Source organism: Croceitalea sp. P059, from assembly GCF_031846365.1.
Classification (GTDB): Bacteria; Bacteroidota; Bacteroidia; order Flavobacteriales; family Flavobacteriaceae; genus Croceitalea; species Croceitalea vernalis.
This window is the reverse complement of record NZ_JAVRHW010000005.1, coordinates 89,807-109,816: the sequence shown is the minus strand read 5'-3', so window position 1 is coordinate 109,816 and position 20,010 is coordinate 89,807. Positions and strand designations below refer to the sequence as shown.

The following is a 20,010-nucleotide window of genomic DNA, read 5'->3' as shown; positions in this document are numbered from 1 at the left end:
TTTAATTAGTCCCAAAAATTCAAAATTTTAATAAAATCTTGAGATTCTTTTACAGACTGTAATAAGACATCATTTTGATAACCATCCGTTGTATACCATTTACCATCAGCTACAGCTCGAAATAAATGATCAATTGCTTTGTCTTGATTGCCAATAAACGCATAGTATTGCGCATAGGTGTAATCGATATGACCATATTTAAATGAATCTCGATAATTCTCAAGTTGATTTAAGGTGGCCATAGCATTTTTTTTATCATTAATCATTTGATAACAAATTGCCAAGGTACCTAGGTGGCTATAAAGACCATTATCTTGTTTAATATTAGAATACTCTTGAAGGTATTTTGATGCTGTTTTGTAATCAGCCAAATAGAAGTAAGCATCTCCTAAATCTTTGAACTCATCTTTAGACAAATCATTAATGCCATTCAAAGATTCTACAACATTCTGAAAATGTTTTGTTGCCTTTTCAGGGCTAGATTGTAATAAATAAAGTTTGCCTGCTAAAAGTGAAAAGTTTCGCCAATCTGACGAAGACATGAGCAACTTAGTACTTGCTAATAAGTTATCAACTTTAGTGTCTTCAGTATTTGATTTAATATATGCCATTAAAAGAACACGTTTTAAAAGCTTATTTTCTTTAGTTTTTATAAATGGTTTCAATAATTCAATAGTCGAATTATAATTTCCCAATTCTATTTCTGATATACCCTTAATGTAATATCTAAACTCACATTGAGCACAATCTTTGGTATCAACATCACTTATGTTAATTCTCGAGTATATTCGTTCAACATCTTCGGGTCTATTTACAAATTGTAACGCAACGGTCATCAAACTTGAATTAGTATCTATATCATCTGGATACGTGTCATATTCATTTTTTAAATATTCATAAGTAGCTCTATTATCGCCCTCTAAAAGTGCTTCATACATGTTTAATAGATTACTTTGCCGCTTATTACTGCTTGGCTTTTTTCTCAATAAAGTCAATAAACTATCTGCTTTTATGTAATTACCCTTATTGTAGAAATGGGCAATTCTATTGACCTTTGGTTCAAAGTAGGAATCATCAGCCTTAATCGCGGCATTTATAAGCTTAAGATACTCTTCGTCATTACCATAAACAGCTTTAGCATTAAGAACATGTTGATAGGCTTCAAAATTTGGTGGTGTTTCTTGTAAATTCTCCAGTGGATTTTCTTCAACTACAAAATACCCTAGAATTCTTTGTTTTAAAGCTTCAATACACTCTAAAGGTGCTTGCGGATTACATTTTATTGGGTTGAAAGAGATAAACGTTTCGTTTAATTTATCATCTGTTATTGAAGACTGAAAGATTAATTCGTTTTTGTTTAGGTAAAAATTACCTGTAATTACTTTTGAAGGTTTCAAGTATTCACTTAAAACTTTTACTTCCGGTAAGGGCAGCATTGAAGCTTTAAGCACATTGGCATAGTCATCAATTATCTTAGGAGAAATTACTTGGGCGACCTTATTTTGGGTAATCCCATGCATTATCCAATCCACAGTCATTTTACTAACCACATCAAATTTTTCATCCCCAGTGTTATTGTCAAACTTTACAATAGCAATTTTATCGCTCATAGGTTCGCTTGAAAGCAATGGTGGAACGACAGTTTTTGTACTTAAAAAATTAGTGCGAATAATAAAAATAACAGCCACTAAGGACAAAAGGCCCAAGAAACCTGTAGAAACAAAATACATTTTTCTAAATCGTAAATAATCAGAGGGAATCTCGTTTTGACTAGTTAAAGGAGGATCTATTTCTAGTCCATTTTTAGAAGACGCTTTAGCGTTATTATCAGAAATATTAGTATTTGAAGTATTCTCTAGTTTAATTCCATACTGCCACAAAAAGAAAATATATAGTGGGAAACCAATAATTAAAATCAACAATAAAACCGTTAATGAAGACTTTGGCAGGTTCAAAGGATCTGCAAGTAATGAAACCACTTGAAGCAATACCCAACTAGATACTACATAAATTGAAAGTCGTTTGAAAACATCCTTTTCGCGACACTCAATTAAAAACTCACTAAACTTCATTTGGTTTGGTTGAATAGGCCCTCCATTTAGCCAATGATTAATCAGCTAAATTTGGATAGCGTTCTTATTTTCACTAATATAGAACATAAACCACAAAAAAATAAGTATCATGCCGACTAAAGATTCCAACAAAGCTTCCTCTAAACCAGGAGTAAACATTGACCCAAAAACTGCTTCTTCGAAACCAGGAGTAAATATTGACCCTAAAACTGCTTCTTCAAAACCAGGAGTAAATATTGACCCGAAGGGATAAGCTTTAAAGTATTGTGAATAAAAAAGCCGAATACAAATAATTGTATTCGGCTTTTTTTGTTGGAATGACTGCAATTTAAAAATTACAAAAATTAAATATCTACATTACAAAATACTAGAAATTCAATGTTTGTTAACTCTATAAGTTCGTTGTCTATTGGTTATAATTGTAGTGACACGAGTATTTAAAGTAACCTCCTCTGAAGTTGTTTGACAACTATAGGTAGTATTTGAAACCTGTAATCTATATTGGTTACCATTTAGTGACTGAGTGATATTTGTCAAACTTAGTGTGGCGGTAGATGTGCCACTATAAATTCCTACATCTGTTAAATCATCCCAATCAGTGCCATTGAAGATCTGCCATTGAAAACTATCTGCATCGGCAGTCACAGCGGTAAAGGAGGCGTTACAACCAAAACAAACGACACTATTGGTAGGCTGGTTTATAAAAGTAGGGGCTATACCAGCCTCTAGAAAATCATAGATACCACTAGAGTCAGCATCTGCAGGCATTGTATAGCCATCAGAGTCTAGAACAGTTCCGTTAGTTGCATATCCACTGCCATCTACCTCACCATCGCTATCTGTATCTGTAAAACCTGCTTCTAAGACATCATTACAGCCGTCGCCATCAGAATCAATATCTATAAAATTAGGCACGCCATCACTATCTATATCATTACAAGTAGAAAGTGGTTCATAAATAGTAAAGTCATCAACGGTAAAACTTCCTCTAGAAATAGTTAGCTTATAGTCTGTTAAAGAAATAACACCTGAGTAAATCAGTGAGCCATCATGATAATAATTCATAGTACCAGATGCTAAAATTTCTAACTTGAATGAAGTTCCTACTATAATTGGTAACTGCCATCCACGGTTTATGGCTCCATGCCGAATGTACATACCATTACTCGCATTGAACTGAAATTTATATCCTCCATCATTCCAACTAGACGTTTCAGTTCCGGCATTTGGCAAGATTCCTATCATACCGTTTACGGCCGTTGAAACCGTACCTTCTATAGTAAATGGTACTGAAAAAGTTTGGTCAGAATAGGCATTAGCCCATGCGGAACCTGTTACTGCTAATGTACCACTCGATGGATTAGTCATATTAGCCGCTGCAGTGCCATGCCAAGTCAGATCTTCAGGTGTTACAAAACAGTTTTCATCTAAATCTGTTATACCATCATTGTCGTCATCTAAATCTAAAAAATCAAGGACTCCATCATTATCTAAATCAGAGCATTCCCCATCCAATACTGAAGTATTAGAACCAGTATAACCGTCTATACCGCTTGTCACCAAACCTTGTGAATCTACAGTGAGTGCAGCTGGTCCTAAACGACCATCTCCATTATCATCTGTAAATCCTGCCTCTTGTACATCAGTACACCCGTCGCCATCTGAATCTAAATCTAATCTATTGGGAATTCCATCATTATCAGTATCCAGTTCACCGCTACAGTCTGAGAATTCAATTCTCAAATCACTAATTTGAAATGCTCCTCTACTTAGTGTTATTTTATAATCAGTATCTGGTACCGTTCCAGTATAGACAATATTGCCATCATGGGAGTAAGTCATCGTACCATTTTGATCTATATCTAATATGAATTGGGTTCCAACAATAGAAGGTGCGTTCCAACCTGTGTTAACATTGCCGTGTCTAACGTACATTCCATTACTTCCGTTAAACTGAAATTTAAATCCTTGGTCATTCCAACTAGCAGTTTCCGGCATAAATGTGGGCAGAATACCCAACATACCATTACCAACTGAATTTACGGTTCCTATTATTCTAATTGGCAAACTAAAAGTTTCGTCTGAATAGGCATTAGCCCAGGCAGAACCAGAAACGGTTAAGAGGTCTGCAGTGGCTGAAACATTGGCCGCAGCAGCCCCATGCCAATTAAGCTCAGAAAATTGAACTTGGCAACCATCACTTTCTGTAGTATCAAGAAGGCCATCATTATCATCATCTAAATCCACCGCGTCTACGATTCCATCTAAATCACTGTCTACACAAGTCGCAATTAAACTACAGTCGGAATCAAAACAATCGGTAAAACCATCACAATCATCGTCAATACCATTATTACATATTTCTGTAATTGGACCAGATGATGTATTAGACGTTATTAAACTTAAAGAAGTACTTACTAAACCTACAGTTCCGTCAGTTGCTTGAACTGCACCTCCAGATGTTCCTCCTGTTCCTCCTGCTACAGCGGTGGTTACAGAGCCTCCAATAGAACTTGATATCACTATAAATCCTCCACCGGCACCTCCACCAGCTCCATGACTTCGAATGTTATTTCCACCATTTCCTCCTGAAGCTTCTAAAGTGGTATTAGTTAATGGATTAGCAATTTCAAGGATTATACTACCTCCGGCACCTCCTCCTCCGGATCCATCATTATTAGGTGCTTGAACGCCAGCTATTCCATTTGCTAGAATCTGATTTCCATTGGCTGTAATTGTTTGAGATTGAATAATAACAATTCCTCCTCCAGCACTTCCGGCTCCAGCTACATTATTGTTTTGATGTCCACCACCACCTCCTCCTCCAAGGAAAATTCTATTATCCGTTATTTGGTTTGTGACTGATTTTCCGCCAAAACCAATAAAAGTTTCACTAGACCATGTTCCTCCATTACCACCTAAACCATAGTTGGCACCACCTCCACCACCGTTATTGTGTGCATTTCCACCTCCGCCACCAATGGCTTGTGCTCCTCTACCGGTTTCCTTTGTTGTTATAACTTCTGCTATTCCCTCGCCTTTATAGCCGGCATTACCCGTACCTGCTTGGTAATAATAACCGCCTTGATTTCTTGTCGAATTATTGGCTGAAACGGCACCACCCCTAAATCCTAAACCCTGCACATCAATATTTGCATTTAGCGATACATTATTAGCGAAAAATATCAAGACGCCTCCAGTGGTTCCATTCCATGCCTGCGCTGTTAAGGTCCCATTAATATTGGCTGTATCATATTCGGGTATTCTAACTAACTGAACAGAACCTAAAACATCATAATTATTTTCTAATGAGTAAGTAAAGAAAATTGTATTACCAGAAATACTTTGGATCTCCTGTACTTCATATTGACCGGAAGCACCATAGTCAGTTACAGTTCCATAAGAACTTGTAGCAGATTCATTTATAATTGCCCCTTTCATTTGAATAAGTAAAACTTTATCTCCAGGAGATAAAGAGATGGTAGAGGCAACTTCAATTTCTCCACCTGATATACAGCTTATAGCTGTTACTGCAGTATAATCATTAATAACACCCGAAATATTTGTGGTCTGAGCAGAAATATTTAAACAACATACTAAAGAAATTACCAGAATAACATTGCTCAACAGAGTTGAATATTCTTTTGAATTCAAATTGAGGGTTTTCTGTTTACTTTTCAAAATTGCCCAATTACTAAAATATGTTCTGAATGTAATTAAGAATGCGTTTGGTCTTTTTATCATTGGTTGTTTGGTAGCTAGGGATAAATTTAGATTCCAAACAAAGAATTATAGAAAATTTGTTGTGAAACTATCGGATAAGATGGTATAGAGAACAATTTTGTTCAATATTAAATGAATTGTTTGAAAAAATATTAAAACTATTTGCTGGTAAGCTGCCTTAAATTAAGGTTTTAAGGCTCCTTTATCAAAAATTCAAGAGAAACTGTTTGTTCTAATTTCAAGAGCTCTATGTTCATTCATTTAGACGCATAAAAAATGAAATTAATTTGACGTTTTTGATATATCCGAATAATTAAAATTACTGTCTGGCAAATTTAAGAACGATTCTGATGAAGTATTATTGAGAGGATTTATATAAAATTATCAATGGATTTCTATTTTCATTATAGCTAAAAATAAAAAAAGCCAGTTCATAAAATGAACTGGCTTTTGTCGGGGTGGCAGGATTCGAACCTGCGACCTCCGCGTCCCAAACGCGGCGCGATAACCGGGCTACGCTACACCCCGATGGTTATCTTTAATTAAAAGAAATTGCGGAGAGAATGGGACTCGAACCCATGCGACACTTACGCGTCGACAGATTAGCAATCTGCTCCGTTACCACTCCGGCACCTCTCCTTTAATCTTAATATTTGTAAGAACCTGCGCAAAACGCGGATGCAAAAATACTTTTTCATTATCAACAACGCAACTATTTTTGATGGTTTTTTATTAAAATAATTAATGTAGTTAAAAAATCAATTTAGTACTTGCAATTTCTCCCTTTTCAGTAACCGTGCTGACTTTAATTTTAAGGTTTTTATAATCAATAGGTGGCGTAAAACGAACAGTAGCTTCACCGTTTTCATCAGTTTGAATATTAGGATTCCAAAAAAGTGTCGTGGCTTTATCCTCATATTTTTTAGGCCTTTTAGACAGTAACTCAGAATAACTATCAAAACTTAGAGACTCATAATAACCCTGAAAATTCAAACGACCTTCTTTTCTGTTAATATAATCAAGTCCAGCTGCACTTCTAGTATAAAGCACAATTGCACCACCTGAGGCTCGAGTTCCGTAAATAGCTGCCTGAGCACCATATAGTATTTCTATTCTCTCAACATCTGCACTACTGATTAAATTAATAATATCAAGAAGGGATGTGGGCTGTATTAGCGGAAAACCATCTATAACCCATAAAACCGGTCCCATACCAGCCGCTCTTGGCAGACTAAGTCTAGGCTCCAATGTACCAAATCCTATGACTTGCACCCCTGGTATACCCATTAAGAGTTGTGGAATTGTTACCGGTCGTTTTACATCTTGAAAAACAACTCTGTCCGGTACAGTTCCATAAACAGATGGGGTTGTTTTATTCTCTTTCATCTTTCTCTCTAAAACTACTACTTCCTCTAATTCTATCATATCGTCACTACTAATAGGTTGCCATGGCGAACTTTGAACCGCATCGCGGTTTTTCGTCTTTTTAAAATCAAGTATTGATTTAGGTTTATGGTCGTCGTCATAACTTTCTTGTATGGGCACCAGTTTTACTAATCGAGATTTGGTATCGTCACCTTTTGTACGAAAAATCAATTCATTGTCACCTACTAATTGCAAATTTTCTATTCGTATTCGTCCTGAACCATCAGTTTCCAGCTCCTTCACTACCACATTTGCGTCTGAGGCGCTTAACATTTGAATTTTGGTGTTTTCTAACAACTTGTTGTTCAAATCATAGGCATAGCCAAAAAGGTCTAATCCTTTTTGAAAAGGGTATTTAATTTTATCTGGCAGGTTTTGAAAAGATGGGGAGCTATTTTCACTTGAGGTCAATAATTCTAAATCTTTTTTAAAGCTATTTGTTCTGGCTGAGTTTTTTGCTGTTTTAACCAGTTCATCTCGTTCCCAATTAAAACCGCTATTTTCTTCTATCTTAATCTCGTTAACTCTTGAAACTGTATTCGTGGCACTTAATGTTACTTGTGTAGCAACAGGATTATCATCACTATCAGAAACCTTAACCTTAAAAGCTAGTTCTCCACTCTTGCCATTTTCGTTTAAAGGAGCGATAGATAGCTTTAAAGTATTATCAACATCAATAAAAACTGGACGTTTGGAAACTTGTTGATTATTTTCATCAACCAAAGAAATTGTCATTACTCCAAAAGGAATTCCCTTTTTAGAAATTTGAAGCTCGGCAAGAGAAGTTTTTAAATCTAATTTTTTACTAAAATAAGTAACACCACCCATGATTCCATTAATCTTAACTACCCTGTTTGAAATCTCTGGAGAAGCCTGTACACGAATGTTTAAAAGTTCTGGATTTAAATTATTAACATTTAAAACATAACCCTTTTCATTCACCCTTGGCAACTTGAAAATACTACCATCGTTAGTTTTTAGCCTATAATTTTGATTGGAATTTGGTTTAAAAATAGTGGACATTATGCCATTATCAAAAGAAACTAAAGGCATTATTCTATTACCTTCTTCATCAATTATATCACCTTTTATATTTGCCGGATAACCTTCTTTTGTAGAAGCTTTAATCAGAAGCCTATTATTAAAGTTGCCAATTAAGCCACCTCCTTCTGGATGAAAAGAAACAACCACTTCTTCGTTATTGGTGAAAGCATCATCAACTTCTCCTAAAACCAGCTTTTTTATAGCATAAAACGATTCTCCATAATTTTGCATCCATCTTGTATAAGCTCTCAAAGTATAAGAACCATTCTCTAATTTTTTTGGAATTTCAAATACTCCTTCAGACATTCCATCCTGAATTTGATGGTATTGTGTTGCAAGAACATCTTCTGATTTGCTTATCAATTCCACCTTAAGCACTTTACTCAAAGTAGCTCTTACCCTATTTGGTCCTGTTAAAGTGTAGGCCTTAAAAAATAAAGGACTTCCTTCGTTTACTATTGGTTTGTCTATGTGTAATAATATTCGTTCTTGCCAAGTGATTAATGAATCTAGCTCGTTTTGCTGAAAATCCTCCGGCAAATCCGATTCAAAGTAGACTTCTAAATCCTGTAGATTTGGCCCTCCTATTTGAGCTTTGATTGATGATGGAACAGTTAAAAAGCAAAAAAATAGACCAATAGAAAGAGTAGTTTTTAAATTCATAGCTTTAGTTTTAAAATCAATAGTATTGCACGCAATAACAACAAAATTACTAAAAAAAATATGCTATAACGTATGATTTAGAATAATTTAACAACAGCAAACGGGAAGAATCAAAATCTAGTAAACCTCTGTATATTAATTTATTACACTAACCCTTAGGCCTTATTCGGGGTATTCAACTCTCAAATGGTAAATGTTAGTGAGTTTTTGCTTAAGTACTTTTTTAACCATTTCAATTTCTTTAAAAGTAATATTCGCATTTAAAAATTGATTAGCCTGCATTTGCCCTTTCACAATTTTTTCAACAAACTCATCAATCATTAAATAGGTTGGAGATTTTAAACTCTTTGAAGCGGCTTCAACCGAATCTGCCATCATTAAAATTGCAGTTTCTTTTGAAAATGGTATTGGCCCAGGATATCGAAATTGTGCCTCGTCTGCTTCTGGTTCTAACTCTTGCTGTTTTTTAAAAAAGTAATATACGAACGATGTACCGTGATGCGTTCTCAAAAAATCTATGACTCTATCTGGTAAACCATTTTTTCTAGCCAGCTCAATTCCTTCAATAACATGGTCAATTATAATCTTAGCACTTTCTTTTGGTGGTAAATCGTCGTGCGGATTAACATTAGTGATTTGATTTTCACTAAAATACGTTGGGTTATTCATTTTACCAATATCATGATATAAGGCCCCTACCCTAACCAGCATTGAATTCGCACCAATTTCATTGGCAGCAGCTTCAGCTAAATTCGCAACCTGCAAAGAATGATGAAATGTACCAGGTGCTTTATTCGAAAGTTCTTTTAAAAGCTTTGAATTGGTATCTGAGAGTTCTAGAAGCGATACATCACTGACTAGACCAAATATCTTTTCGTACAAATAAATTAAAGGCTGTGCGAAAAGGGTAATCATTCCGTTCAATAGAAAAATTCCAAATGTTACTAGTTCGATATTCTCAAGATTTCCTTCATGAATGGTATGAAAAGCAAAATATCCAATGATATAAATCAATGTTATCTGACCTACAGAAATAAACAGATTAGCTCTTTTATATAGCTCAGAAACTGTCAGTATAGTGACAATACCTGCAATTATTTGCAAAAAGATATATTCAAAGCTATTGGGGACTACAAATCCTAAAATAAGAATGGTTAATACATGAACAAATAAGCCCAACCTAGCATCAAAGAAGTTTTTAAGAATTAATGGAAGTATACAAAGCGGAACCACGTATACGTAGTTTTCATTATTCTTAACTACCAGGGTAGTAATAAAAACCATTAATAATACATTGACAAAAATAAAAGTCACCTTCGTATTATTTGAATAAATTTCTGGTCTATACTTCTTAAGAAATAAGAATAACATGATTAACACCAAAGCCACTAGAACCGTATAACCGAATAGAATAAAATAATAGTTGCTTCCCTTCCAAAGTTCTGACTCAAATTCTGTTTTTAAAGAATTAAGGATATTGTAGTTTTCTGATTCTACCACCTCCCCTTTAGCGATAATCAATCTTCCTTCTAACACATCTCCTCTTGTAAAAGATATCTTTGATAATTCGTCTGCAAGTGCCCTATCTGATAAGTCTTTATTATAAAATGAATTTGGTTTAACCTGTTCAAAGACTGCGGTAATCAATTTAGATCGTACTTCATCTGGAAAAACAGTTCTAAACTTATTTTGAATGATACTCTTAGCTTTTTCAAGAGTAATGATATCATCAGATTTTAATGAGCTTGCTGCATTATTAACCACAAGCATCACCTCACTTTGATTATCAGGTTGTTCAAAAACTCCATTAGCATAAACTGAATCTAAAACTTGATTTCCTAATTGAAATAGCTCTTGCTGTTTTGAGCTAGGTAATTCACTTGCTTGAAATAACGATTCAAATTCATTACTAAAATCATTCAGTGCTTTTTGATATATCGTATTGTCATAAGCGTAATAAGCGGCAGTTTTACTTTTTAATTCTTCTTGTTCATCTTCAATTTCAACTGCTGTCTTTTTAATTGAAAAATCAAAAGGAGCGTAAAGGTTTTCATATTGCCAAGGCTTTCCCTTTTGAAAGTCGTACTTAAACTTGCCGCCTCTCGGGAAAAAATAAACAATCAAAGCAATAGAAATGAAGTAAAGAAAATACTTGTAAAATAATGATTGCTTTTTGTAGAAGTTGTCCAACGATTTTCCCATAGTATCCTTGCCTGTTTCCAAAAATAGAAAAATGAACCCAACAAGCCTACCAATAAAAATTATATGCGTTTAATTTTAGTATTTTCGCATGATTAAATTTTTAATGATGAAGGAAGTAGTAATCGTCTCTGCAGTACGCACACCAATAGGAAGTTTCATGGGTTCCTTATCCAGTATTCCAGCACCAAAATTAGGCGCCACAGCCATCAGGAGTGCTTTAGAAAAAATTGATTTATCTCCAGGAATGGTTGATGAAGTTTTAATGGGTAATGTAGTGCAAGCAGGAACAGGTCAAGCTCCTGCTAGACAAGCAGCGATATATGCAGGTATTCCTGATACTGTGCCATGTACAACGGTAAATAAAGTTTGTGCTTCAGGTATGAAAACCGTTATGCAAGCTGCCCAAGCCATTGCTTTGGGCGATGCTCATGTTATTGTTGCTGGCGGTATGGAAAATATGAGTTTAATACCTCATTATGTGCACATGCGAAACGGAGTCAAATTTGGCCCCACTTCTTTAGTCGATGGTATGCAAAAAGATGGACTAGTTGATGTATACGACCAAAATGCGATGGGTGTATGCGCAGATGCTTGTGCAACAGAACATAACTTCAGTCGTGAAGACCAAGATAATTATGCAATCCAATCGTATAACCGCTCCGCAGATGCCTGGAAATTAGGTAAGTTTTCTGATGAAGTAGTCCCAGTTGAAGTACCTCAAAGAAGAGGAGAGCCCATTTTGGTTACGGAAGATGAAGAATATAAGAATGTAAGAATGGAAAAAATTCCAGCACTACGACCAGCTTTTACAAAAGAAGGAACGGTAACTGCTGCTAATGCTTCTACTATAAATGATGGGGCTGCTGCTCTAGTTTTGATGAGTTCTGAAAAAGCAAAAGAGCTAAATTTAAAACCATTAGCAACTATAAAAAGCTATGCAGACGCTGCACAAGAACCAAAATGGTTTACAACAGCACCAGCGAAAGCCTTGCCTAAAGCTTTGGATAAAGCTAAAATCAGCATTAAGAATGTAGATTTTTTTGAATTCAATGAGGCTTTCTCAGTAGTTGGTTTAGCGAACATTAAACTACTTGGGTTAACTGACGAAAATGTTAACGTCAATGGTGGGGCTGTTTCACTTGGTCATCCCTTAGGTTGTTCAGGGGCTAGAATATTGGTGACACTCATTCATGTTTTGCAACAAAATAATGGCAAGATTGGTGCTGCTGCAATATGTAATGGTGGCGGTGGAGCTTCAGCAATTGTAATTGAACGCCAATAATCTAGTATTCAAATTCAATGCAATACGGGATTTGTCATTTAAGCGTAGTATCTGTCAGAAATGGTGCCAATTGCCATGACCAAATGGTTACCCAATTACTCTATGGAGAGCATTTTAAAGTCAAGGAAATAAGAAAAACTTGCAGTAAGATTCAAATCGCTTTTGACAAACTTGAAGGATGGATTGATAATAATCAATACTCATTTATTTCTGAGGATGATTTTAAAGTAGCTAGTTCTTATACTGACCAAAGACTAAGCACTGATTTTATTGCGCATTTAAATTGTAATGAACAGCTCTTGTCGCCATTGCTTCTTGGGTCACGAATTGATTTATCAAATTTATTGAACCATTCTTTTGAAGGAAATGCTCCAATAGTAAAAAAATCCAAAGAAAAATTAGTTGAAACTGCCTTACTATATTTGAATGCGCCGTATTTATCTGGTGGAAAAACACCCTTTGGAATTGATGCTTCAGGTTTAACCCAAATGGTTTATAAAATAAATGGTTTTCAACTTTTTAGAGCAACAGAACAGCAATCTACCCAAGGTGAACCTTTGAGTTTTATAGAAGAAAGTGAGCCTGGAGATTTAGCCTTTTTTGACGATAATGACGGTATTATCAACCATGTAGGAATCATTCTAAAAGACAACTATATTATTCACTCCCATGGTAAAGTTAGAATTGATAGAATTGACCATACTGGAATATTTAATGTGCAAGAGAAAAATTATTCTCATAAATTAAGAGTAATAAAAAAGTTTACTGCATAAAAAAGCCCCGACTAATCGAGGCTTCTATTCAATTTATTTTTTAAAAGAACTATTCTCCTAATAGCTTTTTAATTCTCATAAAGTTATCCGTATCACCAAGTGCTCCGTAAATATTTTTCAATTGAGCTAGAACACCTTCGTTATCAGGGTTTGTTTTAAGAGCCCCTTCTAAAATTTTTGCTCCTTCAAGAAATAAATCATCTTTCTTTTTCTTAAGTTCATCATATCGCGCAGTATCTGCTCTTGAGGTGCCTAAGGTATTCATTTCATCAATTAATCCATTCCCTTCATTTACATATGACGTCGAAAGGTTTAATTGTGCATTAACATAAGTTGGATCAATTTCTAAAACCTTGTTGTAAGCCGCACGTGCATCATCTAAATTACCTTGCTCCATGTTTATTACAGCAATGTTATAAATTAGATCAGGGTTATCCGGTGCCATTTCAGAAGCCTTATTCATTAAAGTCTTGAAACTGTCCTTATCACCCATGGTGTAATAAAGATTTGCCTTATTCAAAACTAAATTAACATCTGCAGGGTTATTTGAAATAGCATCATCATAAGCTGCTAAGGCTTTGTCATTCTTGCCCTGTTCTTGATAAATAAGTGCAATATTTTTAACTATCTCCGCCTTTTTTGAAGGAGTTACTTCTTCATTAGGGTCTTTATGTGTTCCAGCTTTTACATATAAATCGCGACTGGTTTTATCCATTGCTTCAACTTCGCCAGTAGCAACATTTACCGCAGTGAACTTTTTCTCACTACCATCATAATTAATATCTCTTAACTCTTCATAAAATTGAATAGCTTGATCATAATTATCTGGACCAGCATTGACGGCACTACTTGCTGCATAATACAAATAGATAGTATCTTGTGGGCTCAGTTTGAAAGCACTATACAATTTTGAAGCTCCTTCTTTATACTTCTTATTAGCATTATCATCTACAGCAGCGTTAACCAAATCAGCAGTCATTTGACTCATTTTTTGTCTAGCATCTGCAGTAAATTTCTGCTTTCCTGAAGCCTCCTCTACTGAAATGACCTTGTTAAAAGCCTCAATTGCAGCATCGTACTCAGATAAATTCACGTTTGCATTACCTAAAATAGAATAGTACTGCGCTTGATACTTAGCATCTGCTCCTTCCATCAAAGAAGCAGCACCTTCAAGGGTAGACTTTGCTTCAGCGGCATTACCACTTTTCATTGCCTTTTCAGCTGCTTTAATTTCATTTTTTTGTGAAAATCCTGCCATGGAAACTGTAAAGGCAAGAAGTATTAAAATTCTAGTTTTCATCGTTTTAACTTAATTAAAAATTTAGTGTTTATTTATTATTCTTGTTTTTCATCAGTATCATTATCAATTGCCGTGCCATCTTCTCCTTCTACCTCTATATCCAGTATATCGGCCTCATCAACCGCATCTTCATCTTTCATTACTTTGGCAACAGCAGCGATGCTATCATTACCTTTTAGGTTAATTAATTTCACACCTTGAGTGGCACGCCCCATTACTCTTAAATCTTCAACTCCCATTCTAATGGCAATCCCAGACTTATTGATAATCATTAAATCATCAGAGTCTGTAACGTTTTTAATCGCTACGAGCCCACCCGTCTTATCCGTAATGGAGATAGTTTTTACACCTTTACCACCTCTGTTAGTTACGCGATAATCATCGATGTTAGATCTTTTACCATACCCATTTTCTGAGACGACTAGTAAATTGTCTTCAAAATTGTGTACAGAAACCATTCCTATAACCTCATCGTCGTCATTGGCCAAAGTAATTCCACGAACACCAGCAGCATTTCTACCCATAGGTCTTGTTTTACCTTCTTCAAAACGAATAGCTTTACCTGATTTTAACCCTAAGAATATTTGACTTGTACCAGTTGTTAATTTAGCCTCTAATAACTCATCATTTTCGCGGATGGTTATTGCATTTATACCATTTTGACGAGGTCTTGAATACTGTTCTAAAGATGTTTTCTTGACAGTACCCTTTTTTGTAGCCATAATAACATAATGGCTATTTACATATTCCTCATCTTTTAAATCTTGAGTACAAATAAATGCTTTGACCTTATCTTCATTTTCAATATTGATAAGGTTTTGTATGGCTCTACCTTTTGATGTTCTGCTTCCCTCTGGAATTTCATAAACCCTCATCCAGAAACATTTTCCTTTTTGAGTAAAGAATAACATGTATTGGTGATTGGTACCTACAAAAAGATGTTCTAGAAAGTCTTCATTACGAGTTGAAGATGCTTTTTGTCCAACCCCACCTCTATTCTGTGTCTTGTACTCAGATAAAGGAGTTCTCTTAATATAACCTGCATGAGAAATGGTAATAACCACTTGCTCATCTGGTATCATATCTTCAATACTCAAATCACCACCAGCAAAATTAATCTCAGAACGTCTTTCATCACCATATTTAGCTTTTACTTCTAAAAGCTCATCTTTGATAATTTGCATTCTTCGTTCTTTCTTATCAAGAATATCTTTAAGGTCTTCAATTGTCACTAAAAGTGCATCATATTCTTCTCTTAACTTGTCTTGCTCAAGACCAGTTAATTGACGTAGACGCATTTCAACAATAGCCTTAGCCTGAATTTCCGTTAATTTAAAACGTTCCATCAAACTAGTTCTAGCTTCATCAACATTTGATGAACCTCTAATAATTGCTATAACCTCATCAATATTATCAGAAGCAATTATTAAGCCTTCTAAAATATGTGCCCGGTCTTCTGCTTTTTTAAGCTCGAATTTTGTTCTTCTAACCACCACTTCATGCCTATGCTCAACGAAATAGTGAATCATTTCTTTTAGGTTCAACAATCTTGGTCTTCCTTTAACCAAGGCAATGTTATTAACACTAAAAGACGATTGAAGTGCTGTATACTTATACAGCATATTTAGCACAATATTAGGTATTGCATCTCTCTTTAGAATGTAAACGATGCGCATTCCTTTTCTATCAGATTCATCTCTAATAGTTGAAATACCTTCAATTTTCTTATCATTAACTAAATCGGCAGTTTTCTTAATCATGTCTGCCTTATTCACTTGATAAGGAATCTCCGTCACGATGATACATTCTCTGCCTTGAACTTCTTCAAAAGTGGCTTTTGCCCGCATAACAACTCGACCTCGCCCAGTATGAAATGCTTCTTTTACACCATCATATCCATATATAATTCCTCCTGTTGGAAAATCTGGTGCTTTGATATGTGTGATTAGTTCATCAATCTCAATATCAGAATTATCAATGTAAGCTACTGTTCCATCAACCACCTCAGACAGGTTATGCGGGGGCATGTTTGTAGCCATACCAACTGCTATACCAGAAGCCCCATTTACCAATAAACTTGGTACCCGAGTGGGTAAAACAGTAGGTTCTTTTAACGAATCATCAAAATTTAATTGGTGGTCTACGGTATCCTTATCAATATCCGCCAACATTTCGTCAGCTATTTTACGCATTCGCGCCTCAGTATAACGCATTGCAGCAGGGCTATCACCGTCGACTGAACCAAAGTTCCCTTGGCCATCAACAAGCATATACCTTAAACTCCATTCCTGCGCCATACGCACCATACTATCATAAACAGAAGTATCGCCATGTGGGTGATACTTACCTAAAACCTCCCCGACGATACGCGCGGACTTTTTATGTGCACTACTAGATCTTACACCAAGCTCATACATGCCAAAAAGCACTCTACGGTGAACTGGCTTCAATCCATCCCTGACATCTGGCAGGGCACGTGACACAATGACCGACATTGAATAATCAATGTATGCGGACTTCATCTCGTCTTCGATGTTGATAGGTATCAATTTTTCTCCTTCAGCCATGCTAAAATATTAGTTCTTTTTTGTGGTTAAAACATCGTAGCAATATACAGAAAATCGGAGGTTGCTACACAAGTTCAAAAGAGTTTATTAAAAAAATTATCAACATGAAATCACAACAATAATCAAAGCCAAAAAAGCGTTAAAAAGTAACCAAAAGGCGTCTTTTTTCGTGATTTGACCTTTCTTTAACGATTATGGGTACGGTATTTGACCTTGGTAAGGATACTTTTATTAATTTTAATTGCTGAAAAGAGAATTTATGGATGATAATTTTTCCCCAAGAGTCAAAGACGTAATCGCCTACAGCAAAGAAGAAGCACTGCGTCTAGGTCATGACTTTATTGGAACTGAACATTTAATGCTTGGTCTATTACGAGACGGTAATGGAAAGGCTATAAATATATTAGATGCACTTGATGTTGATTTGGATCATTTAAGAAGAAAAGTAGAGATTCTAAGTCCTGCTAATCCAAATACAGGTTCTGTTCAAAAAGATAAGAAAAATTTACACTTGACCAGACAAGCTGAACGGGCTTTAAAAACTACCTTTTTAGAAGCAAAACTTTTTCAAAGTTCGTCTATCAATACTGCACATCTTTTATTATGTATTCTTAGAAACGAGAATGACCCAACCACCAAACTACTTCACAAGCTTAAAGTTGATTACGATAATGTAAAAGAACAGTTCAAATCAATGATAACTAGTGATGATGATTATATAGATTCTCCGACTTCAGAGTCTTTCCCAGGAGAACCTGAAGACACTAGTGGTGATTCTAAAGAAAGTACGTTCGGTTCTTCTAGTGCTCAAAAGGGCAATAAAAAATCAAAAACTCCTGTACTAGACAATTTTGGTAGAGATTTGACTAAGATGGCCGAGGAGAATAAACTTGATCCTGTAGTTGGGCGTGAGAAAGAAATTGAACGCGTATCTCAAATACTAAGTAGAAGAAAAAAGAATAATCCTTTACTCATTGGAGAACCTGGCGTTGGTAAAAGTGCAATAGCAGAAGGGCTTGCTTTAAGAATTATAAACAAAAAAGTCTCTAGAATTCTTTATGGTAAACGCGTTGTGACCTTAGATTTGGCTTCATTGGTGGCTGGTACTAAATATAGAGGTCAGTTTGAAGAGCGAATGAAAGCTGTAATGAACGAATTAGAAAAGAATGATGATATTATTCTTTTTATTGATGAAATACATACCATAGTTGGGGCTGGTGGCGCTACAGGTAGTCTTGATGCATCAAATATGTTTAAACCTGCTCTTGCAAGAGGTGAAATTCAATGTATTGGTGCTACTACGCTAGACGAATACCGACAGTATATTGAAAAGGATGGCGCCTTAGAAAGACGTTTTCAAAAAGTAATGGTAGAGCCTACAACAGTAGAGGAAACCATTGAAATTTTAATGAATATTAAAGGTAAATATGAAGATCATCACAATGTGATGTATACAGATGAAGCAATTCTCGCTTGCGTGAAATTGACGAATCGCTACATGACTGATAGATTTTTACCAGACAAGGCCATTGATGCTTTAGATGAAGCTGGTTCACGAGTTCATATCGTTAATATGGATGTTCCAAAACAAATTTTAGAACTAGAAGGAAAGTTGGAAGACGTTCGTGAACTGAAAAATAGCGTTGTTAAAAAGCAGAAATATGAAGAGGCCGCTAAACTTAGAGACGACGAAAAAAGATTAGAGAAAGATTTAGCGTCGGCACAAGAAAGATGGGAAGAAGATAGCAAATTAAATCGTGAAACAGTTTCAGAAGATAATGTAGCTGATGTTGTTTCAATGATGAGTGGCATACCAGTAAACAGGATTGCTCAGACTGAAAGTAACAAACTTGCAGAATTACCAGATTTAATTAAAGGTAACGTTATAGGTCAAGACCAAGCCGTAGCTAAAGTTGCAAAAGCAATACAAAGAAATAGAGCTGGTCTTAAAGATCCAAATAAGCCTATTGGTTCTTTTATCTTTCTAGGACAAACAGGTGTTGGTAAAACACAATTAGCTAAAGTATTAGCCCAAGAGCTTTTTGATTCTGAAGATGCTCTTATTCGTATTGATATGAGCGAATACATGGAAAAGTTTGCAATATCTAGACTAGTAGGAGCTCCTCCAGGATATGTTGGATATGAAGAAGGTGGACAACTGACAGAAAAAGTTAGAAGAAAACCATATTCGGTTATCTTATTAGATGAAGTTGAAAAAGCACACCCTGATGTCTTTAATATGCTACTTCAAGTTTTAGATGATGGTTTCTTAACCGATAGTTTAGGTCGTAAAATTGACTTTAGAAATACTATCATAATCATGACATCAAATATAGGAGCCAGACAGTTAAAAGATTTTGGTCAAGGTGTTGGTTTTGGCACAGCATCTAAAAAAGCTCAAGCTGATTCGCATCAAAAAGGTGTTATTGAAAATGCCTTAAAAAAGGCATTTGCTCCAGAGTTTTTAAATAGGATAGATGATGTTATTGTGTTTAATGCGCTAGAACGAGAAGATATTCACAAGATTATTGATATCGAATTAGACAAACTCTTTAATCGAATAAAAGACATTGGTTATGATTTAAACCTATCAGAAAAAGCCAAAGACTATATTGCTGACAAAGGTTTTGACAAGCAGTATGGTGCTAGGCCACTGAAAAGAGCTATTCAAAAATATATTGAAGATGCATTAGCTGAAGAGATTGTTAACTCAAACCTAAATGAAGGTGATAGTATTTTTATGGATTTGAATGAGAAAAAAGAAGAACTTACCATAAAAATTAAAAAAGCTAAAAAATCTTCTGAAGCGGAATAAGTAATAACATACCATTATACTAAAGGAACCTCAAAAGGGTTCCTTTTTTTATGCTCACATTTCGTGTAAGAATTAAGACGCTCCATAAATAGATTTTAACATTATAAACGATATTTACGCACTTAATCTAAAAATTTTCAATTT

10 protein-coding genes and 2 tRNA genes are annotated in these 20,010 nt (G+C 35.2%); 4 read left to right on the top strand and 8 right to left on the bottom strand.

Going from position 1 to position 20,010, the window contains the following annotated elements; all coding sequences use genetic code 11:
- Positions 1-5: 5 nt before the first annotated feature.
- Positions 6-2,072, bottom strand: a complete 2,067-nt coding sequence (locus RM542_RS13930) for a hypothetical protein (RefSeq protein WP_311386358.1) — start codon at positions 2,070-2,072, stop codon at positions 6-8.
- A gap of 109 nt (positions 2,073-2,181) precedes the next feature.
- Between RM542_RS13930 and RM542_RS13925 the strand changes: the two genes are divergently transcribed.
- Positions 2,182-2,325 carry a hypothetical protein gene (locus tag RM542_RS13925; RefSeq protein WP_311386357.1) on the top strand — a complete coding sequence of 48 codons (144 nt, stop codon included), beginning with the start codon at positions 2,182-2,184 and terminating at the stop codon, positions 2,323-2,325.
- A gap of 122 nt (positions 2,326-2,447) precedes the next feature.
- Here RM542_RS13925 and RM542_RS13920 read toward each other — a convergent pair whose 3' ends face one another.
- The 5 genes from RM542_RS13920 to RM542_RS13900 all read right to left on the bottom strand — a co-directional run bounded on the left by RM542_RS13920 (position 2,448) and on the right by RM542_RS13900 (position 11,129).
- Positions 2,448-5,816, bottom strand: a complete 3,369-nt coding sequence (locus tag RM542_RS13920; RefSeq protein WP_311386356.1) for a hypothetical protein — start codon at positions 5,814-5,816, stop codon at positions 2,448-2,450.
- Positions 5,817-6,248: 432 nt separating this feature from the next.
- Positions 6,249-6,323 (bottom strand) — tRNA-Pro (locus RM542_RS13915).
- 27 nt (positions 6,324-6,350) lie between these two features.
- Positions 6,351-6,434: transfer RNA gene (locus RM542_RS13910), tRNA-Ser, on the bottom strand.
- A 111-nt stretch (positions 6,435-6,545) separates the two neighbouring features.
- Positions 6,546-8,927, bottom strand: coding sequence for a Plug domain-containing protein (locus RM542_RS13905; protein WP_311386355.1), 2,382 nt, complete (start codon positions 8,925-8,927; stop codon positions 6,546-6,548).
- Positions 8,928-9,089: 162 nt separating this feature from the next.
- Entirely contained in the window at positions 9,090-11,129 is a 2,040-nt protein-coding gene (locus RM542_RS13900) for an HDIG domain-containing metalloprotein (RefSeq protein ID WP_311386404.1), read from the bottom strand.
- Positions 11,130-11,235: 106 nt separating this feature from the next.
- On the opposite strand from RM542_RS13900, the gene RM542_RS13895 reads away from it, so the two are divergent.
- Both RM542_RS13895 and RM542_RS13890 read left to right on the top strand, forming a co-directional pair.
- Positions 11,236-12,411, top strand: a complete 1,176-nt coding sequence (locus RM542_RS13895; RefSeq protein ID WP_311386354.1) for an acetyl-CoA C-acyltransferase — start codon at positions 11,236-11,238, stop codon at positions 12,409-12,411.
- Positions 12,412-12,428: 17 nt separating this feature from the next.
- On the top strand, positions 12,429-13,184 hold the full coding sequence (locus tag RM542_RS13890; protein WP_311386353.1) for an NlpC/P60 family protein: 756 nt from the start codon (positions 12,429-12,431) through the stop codon (positions 13,182-13,184).
- A gap of 49 nt (positions 13,185-13,233) precedes the next feature.
- On the opposite strand, the gene RM542_RS13885 is transcribed toward RM542_RS13890, so the two are convergent.
- Both RM542_RS13885 and gyrA read right to left on the bottom strand, forming a co-directional pair.
- Entirely contained in the window at positions 13,234-14,484 is a 1,251-nt protein-coding gene (locus tag RM542_RS13885; protein ID WP_311386352.1) for a tetratricopeptide repeat protein, read from the bottom strand.
- 35 nt (positions 14,485-14,519) lie between these two features.
- On the bottom strand, positions 14,520-17,051 hold the full coding sequence (gene gyrA, locus RM542_RS13880) for a DNA gyrase subunit A (RefSeq protein ID WP_311386351.1): 2,532 nt from the start codon (positions 17,049-17,051) through the stop codon (positions 14,520-14,522).
- 259 nt (positions 17,052-17,310) lie between these two features.
- Between gyrA and RM542_RS13875 the strand changes: the two genes are divergently transcribed.
- Positions 17,311-19,866, top strand: a complete 2,556-nt coding sequence (locus tag RM542_RS13875) for an ATP-dependent Clp protease ATP-binding subunit (protein WP_311386350.1) — start codon at positions 17,311-17,313, stop codon at positions 19,864-19,866.
- The last annotated feature ends 144 nt before the right edge of the window (positions 19,867-20,010 follow it).

What these genes read in the sequence shown, in the direction of transcription:
- RM542_RS13895 (WP_311386354.1), top strand. Translation starts at nt 11,236, where the DNA reads ATGAAGGAAGTAGTAATCGTCTCTGCAGTACGCACACCAATAGGAAGT.
- RM542_RS13885 (WP_311386352.1), bottom strand. Translation starts at nt 14,484, where the DNA reads ATGAAAACTAGAATTTTAATACTTCTTGCCTTTACAGTTTCCATGGCA.
- RM542_RS13905 (WP_311386355.1), bottom strand. Translation starts at nt 8,927, where the DNA reads ATGAATTTAAAAACTACTCTTTCTATTGGTCTATTTTTTTGCTTTTTA.
- RM542_RS13920 (WP_311386356.1), bottom strand. Translation starts at nt 5,816, where the DNA reads ATGATAAAAAGACCAAACGCATTCTTAATTACATTCAGAACATATTTT.
- RM542_RS13890 (WP_311386353.1), top strand. Translation starts at nt 12,429, where the DNA reads ATGCAATACGGGATTTGTCATTTAAGCGTAGTATCTGTCAGAAATGGT.
- RM542_RS13875 (WP_311386350.1), top strand. Translation starts at nt 17,311, where the DNA reads ATGGATGATAATTTTTCCCCAAGAGTCAAAGACGTAATCGCCTACAGC.
- RM542_RS13930 (WP_311386358.1), bottom strand. Translation starts at nt 2,072, where the DNA reads ATGAAGTTTAGTGAGTTTTTAATTGAGTGTCGCGAAAAGGATGTTTTC.
- RM542_RS13925 (WP_311386357.1), top strand. Translation starts at nt 2,182, where the DNA reads ATGCCGACTAAAGATTCCAACAAAGCTTCCTCTAAACCAGGAGTAAAC.
- gyrA (WP_311386351.1), bottom strand. Translation starts at nt 17,051, where the DNA reads ATGGCTGAAGGAGAAAAATTGATACCTATCAACATCGAAGACGAGATG.
- RM542_RS13900 (WP_311386404.1), bottom strand. Translation starts at nt 11,129, where the DNA reads ATGGGAAAATCGTTGGACAACTTCTACAAAAAGCAATCATTATTTTAC.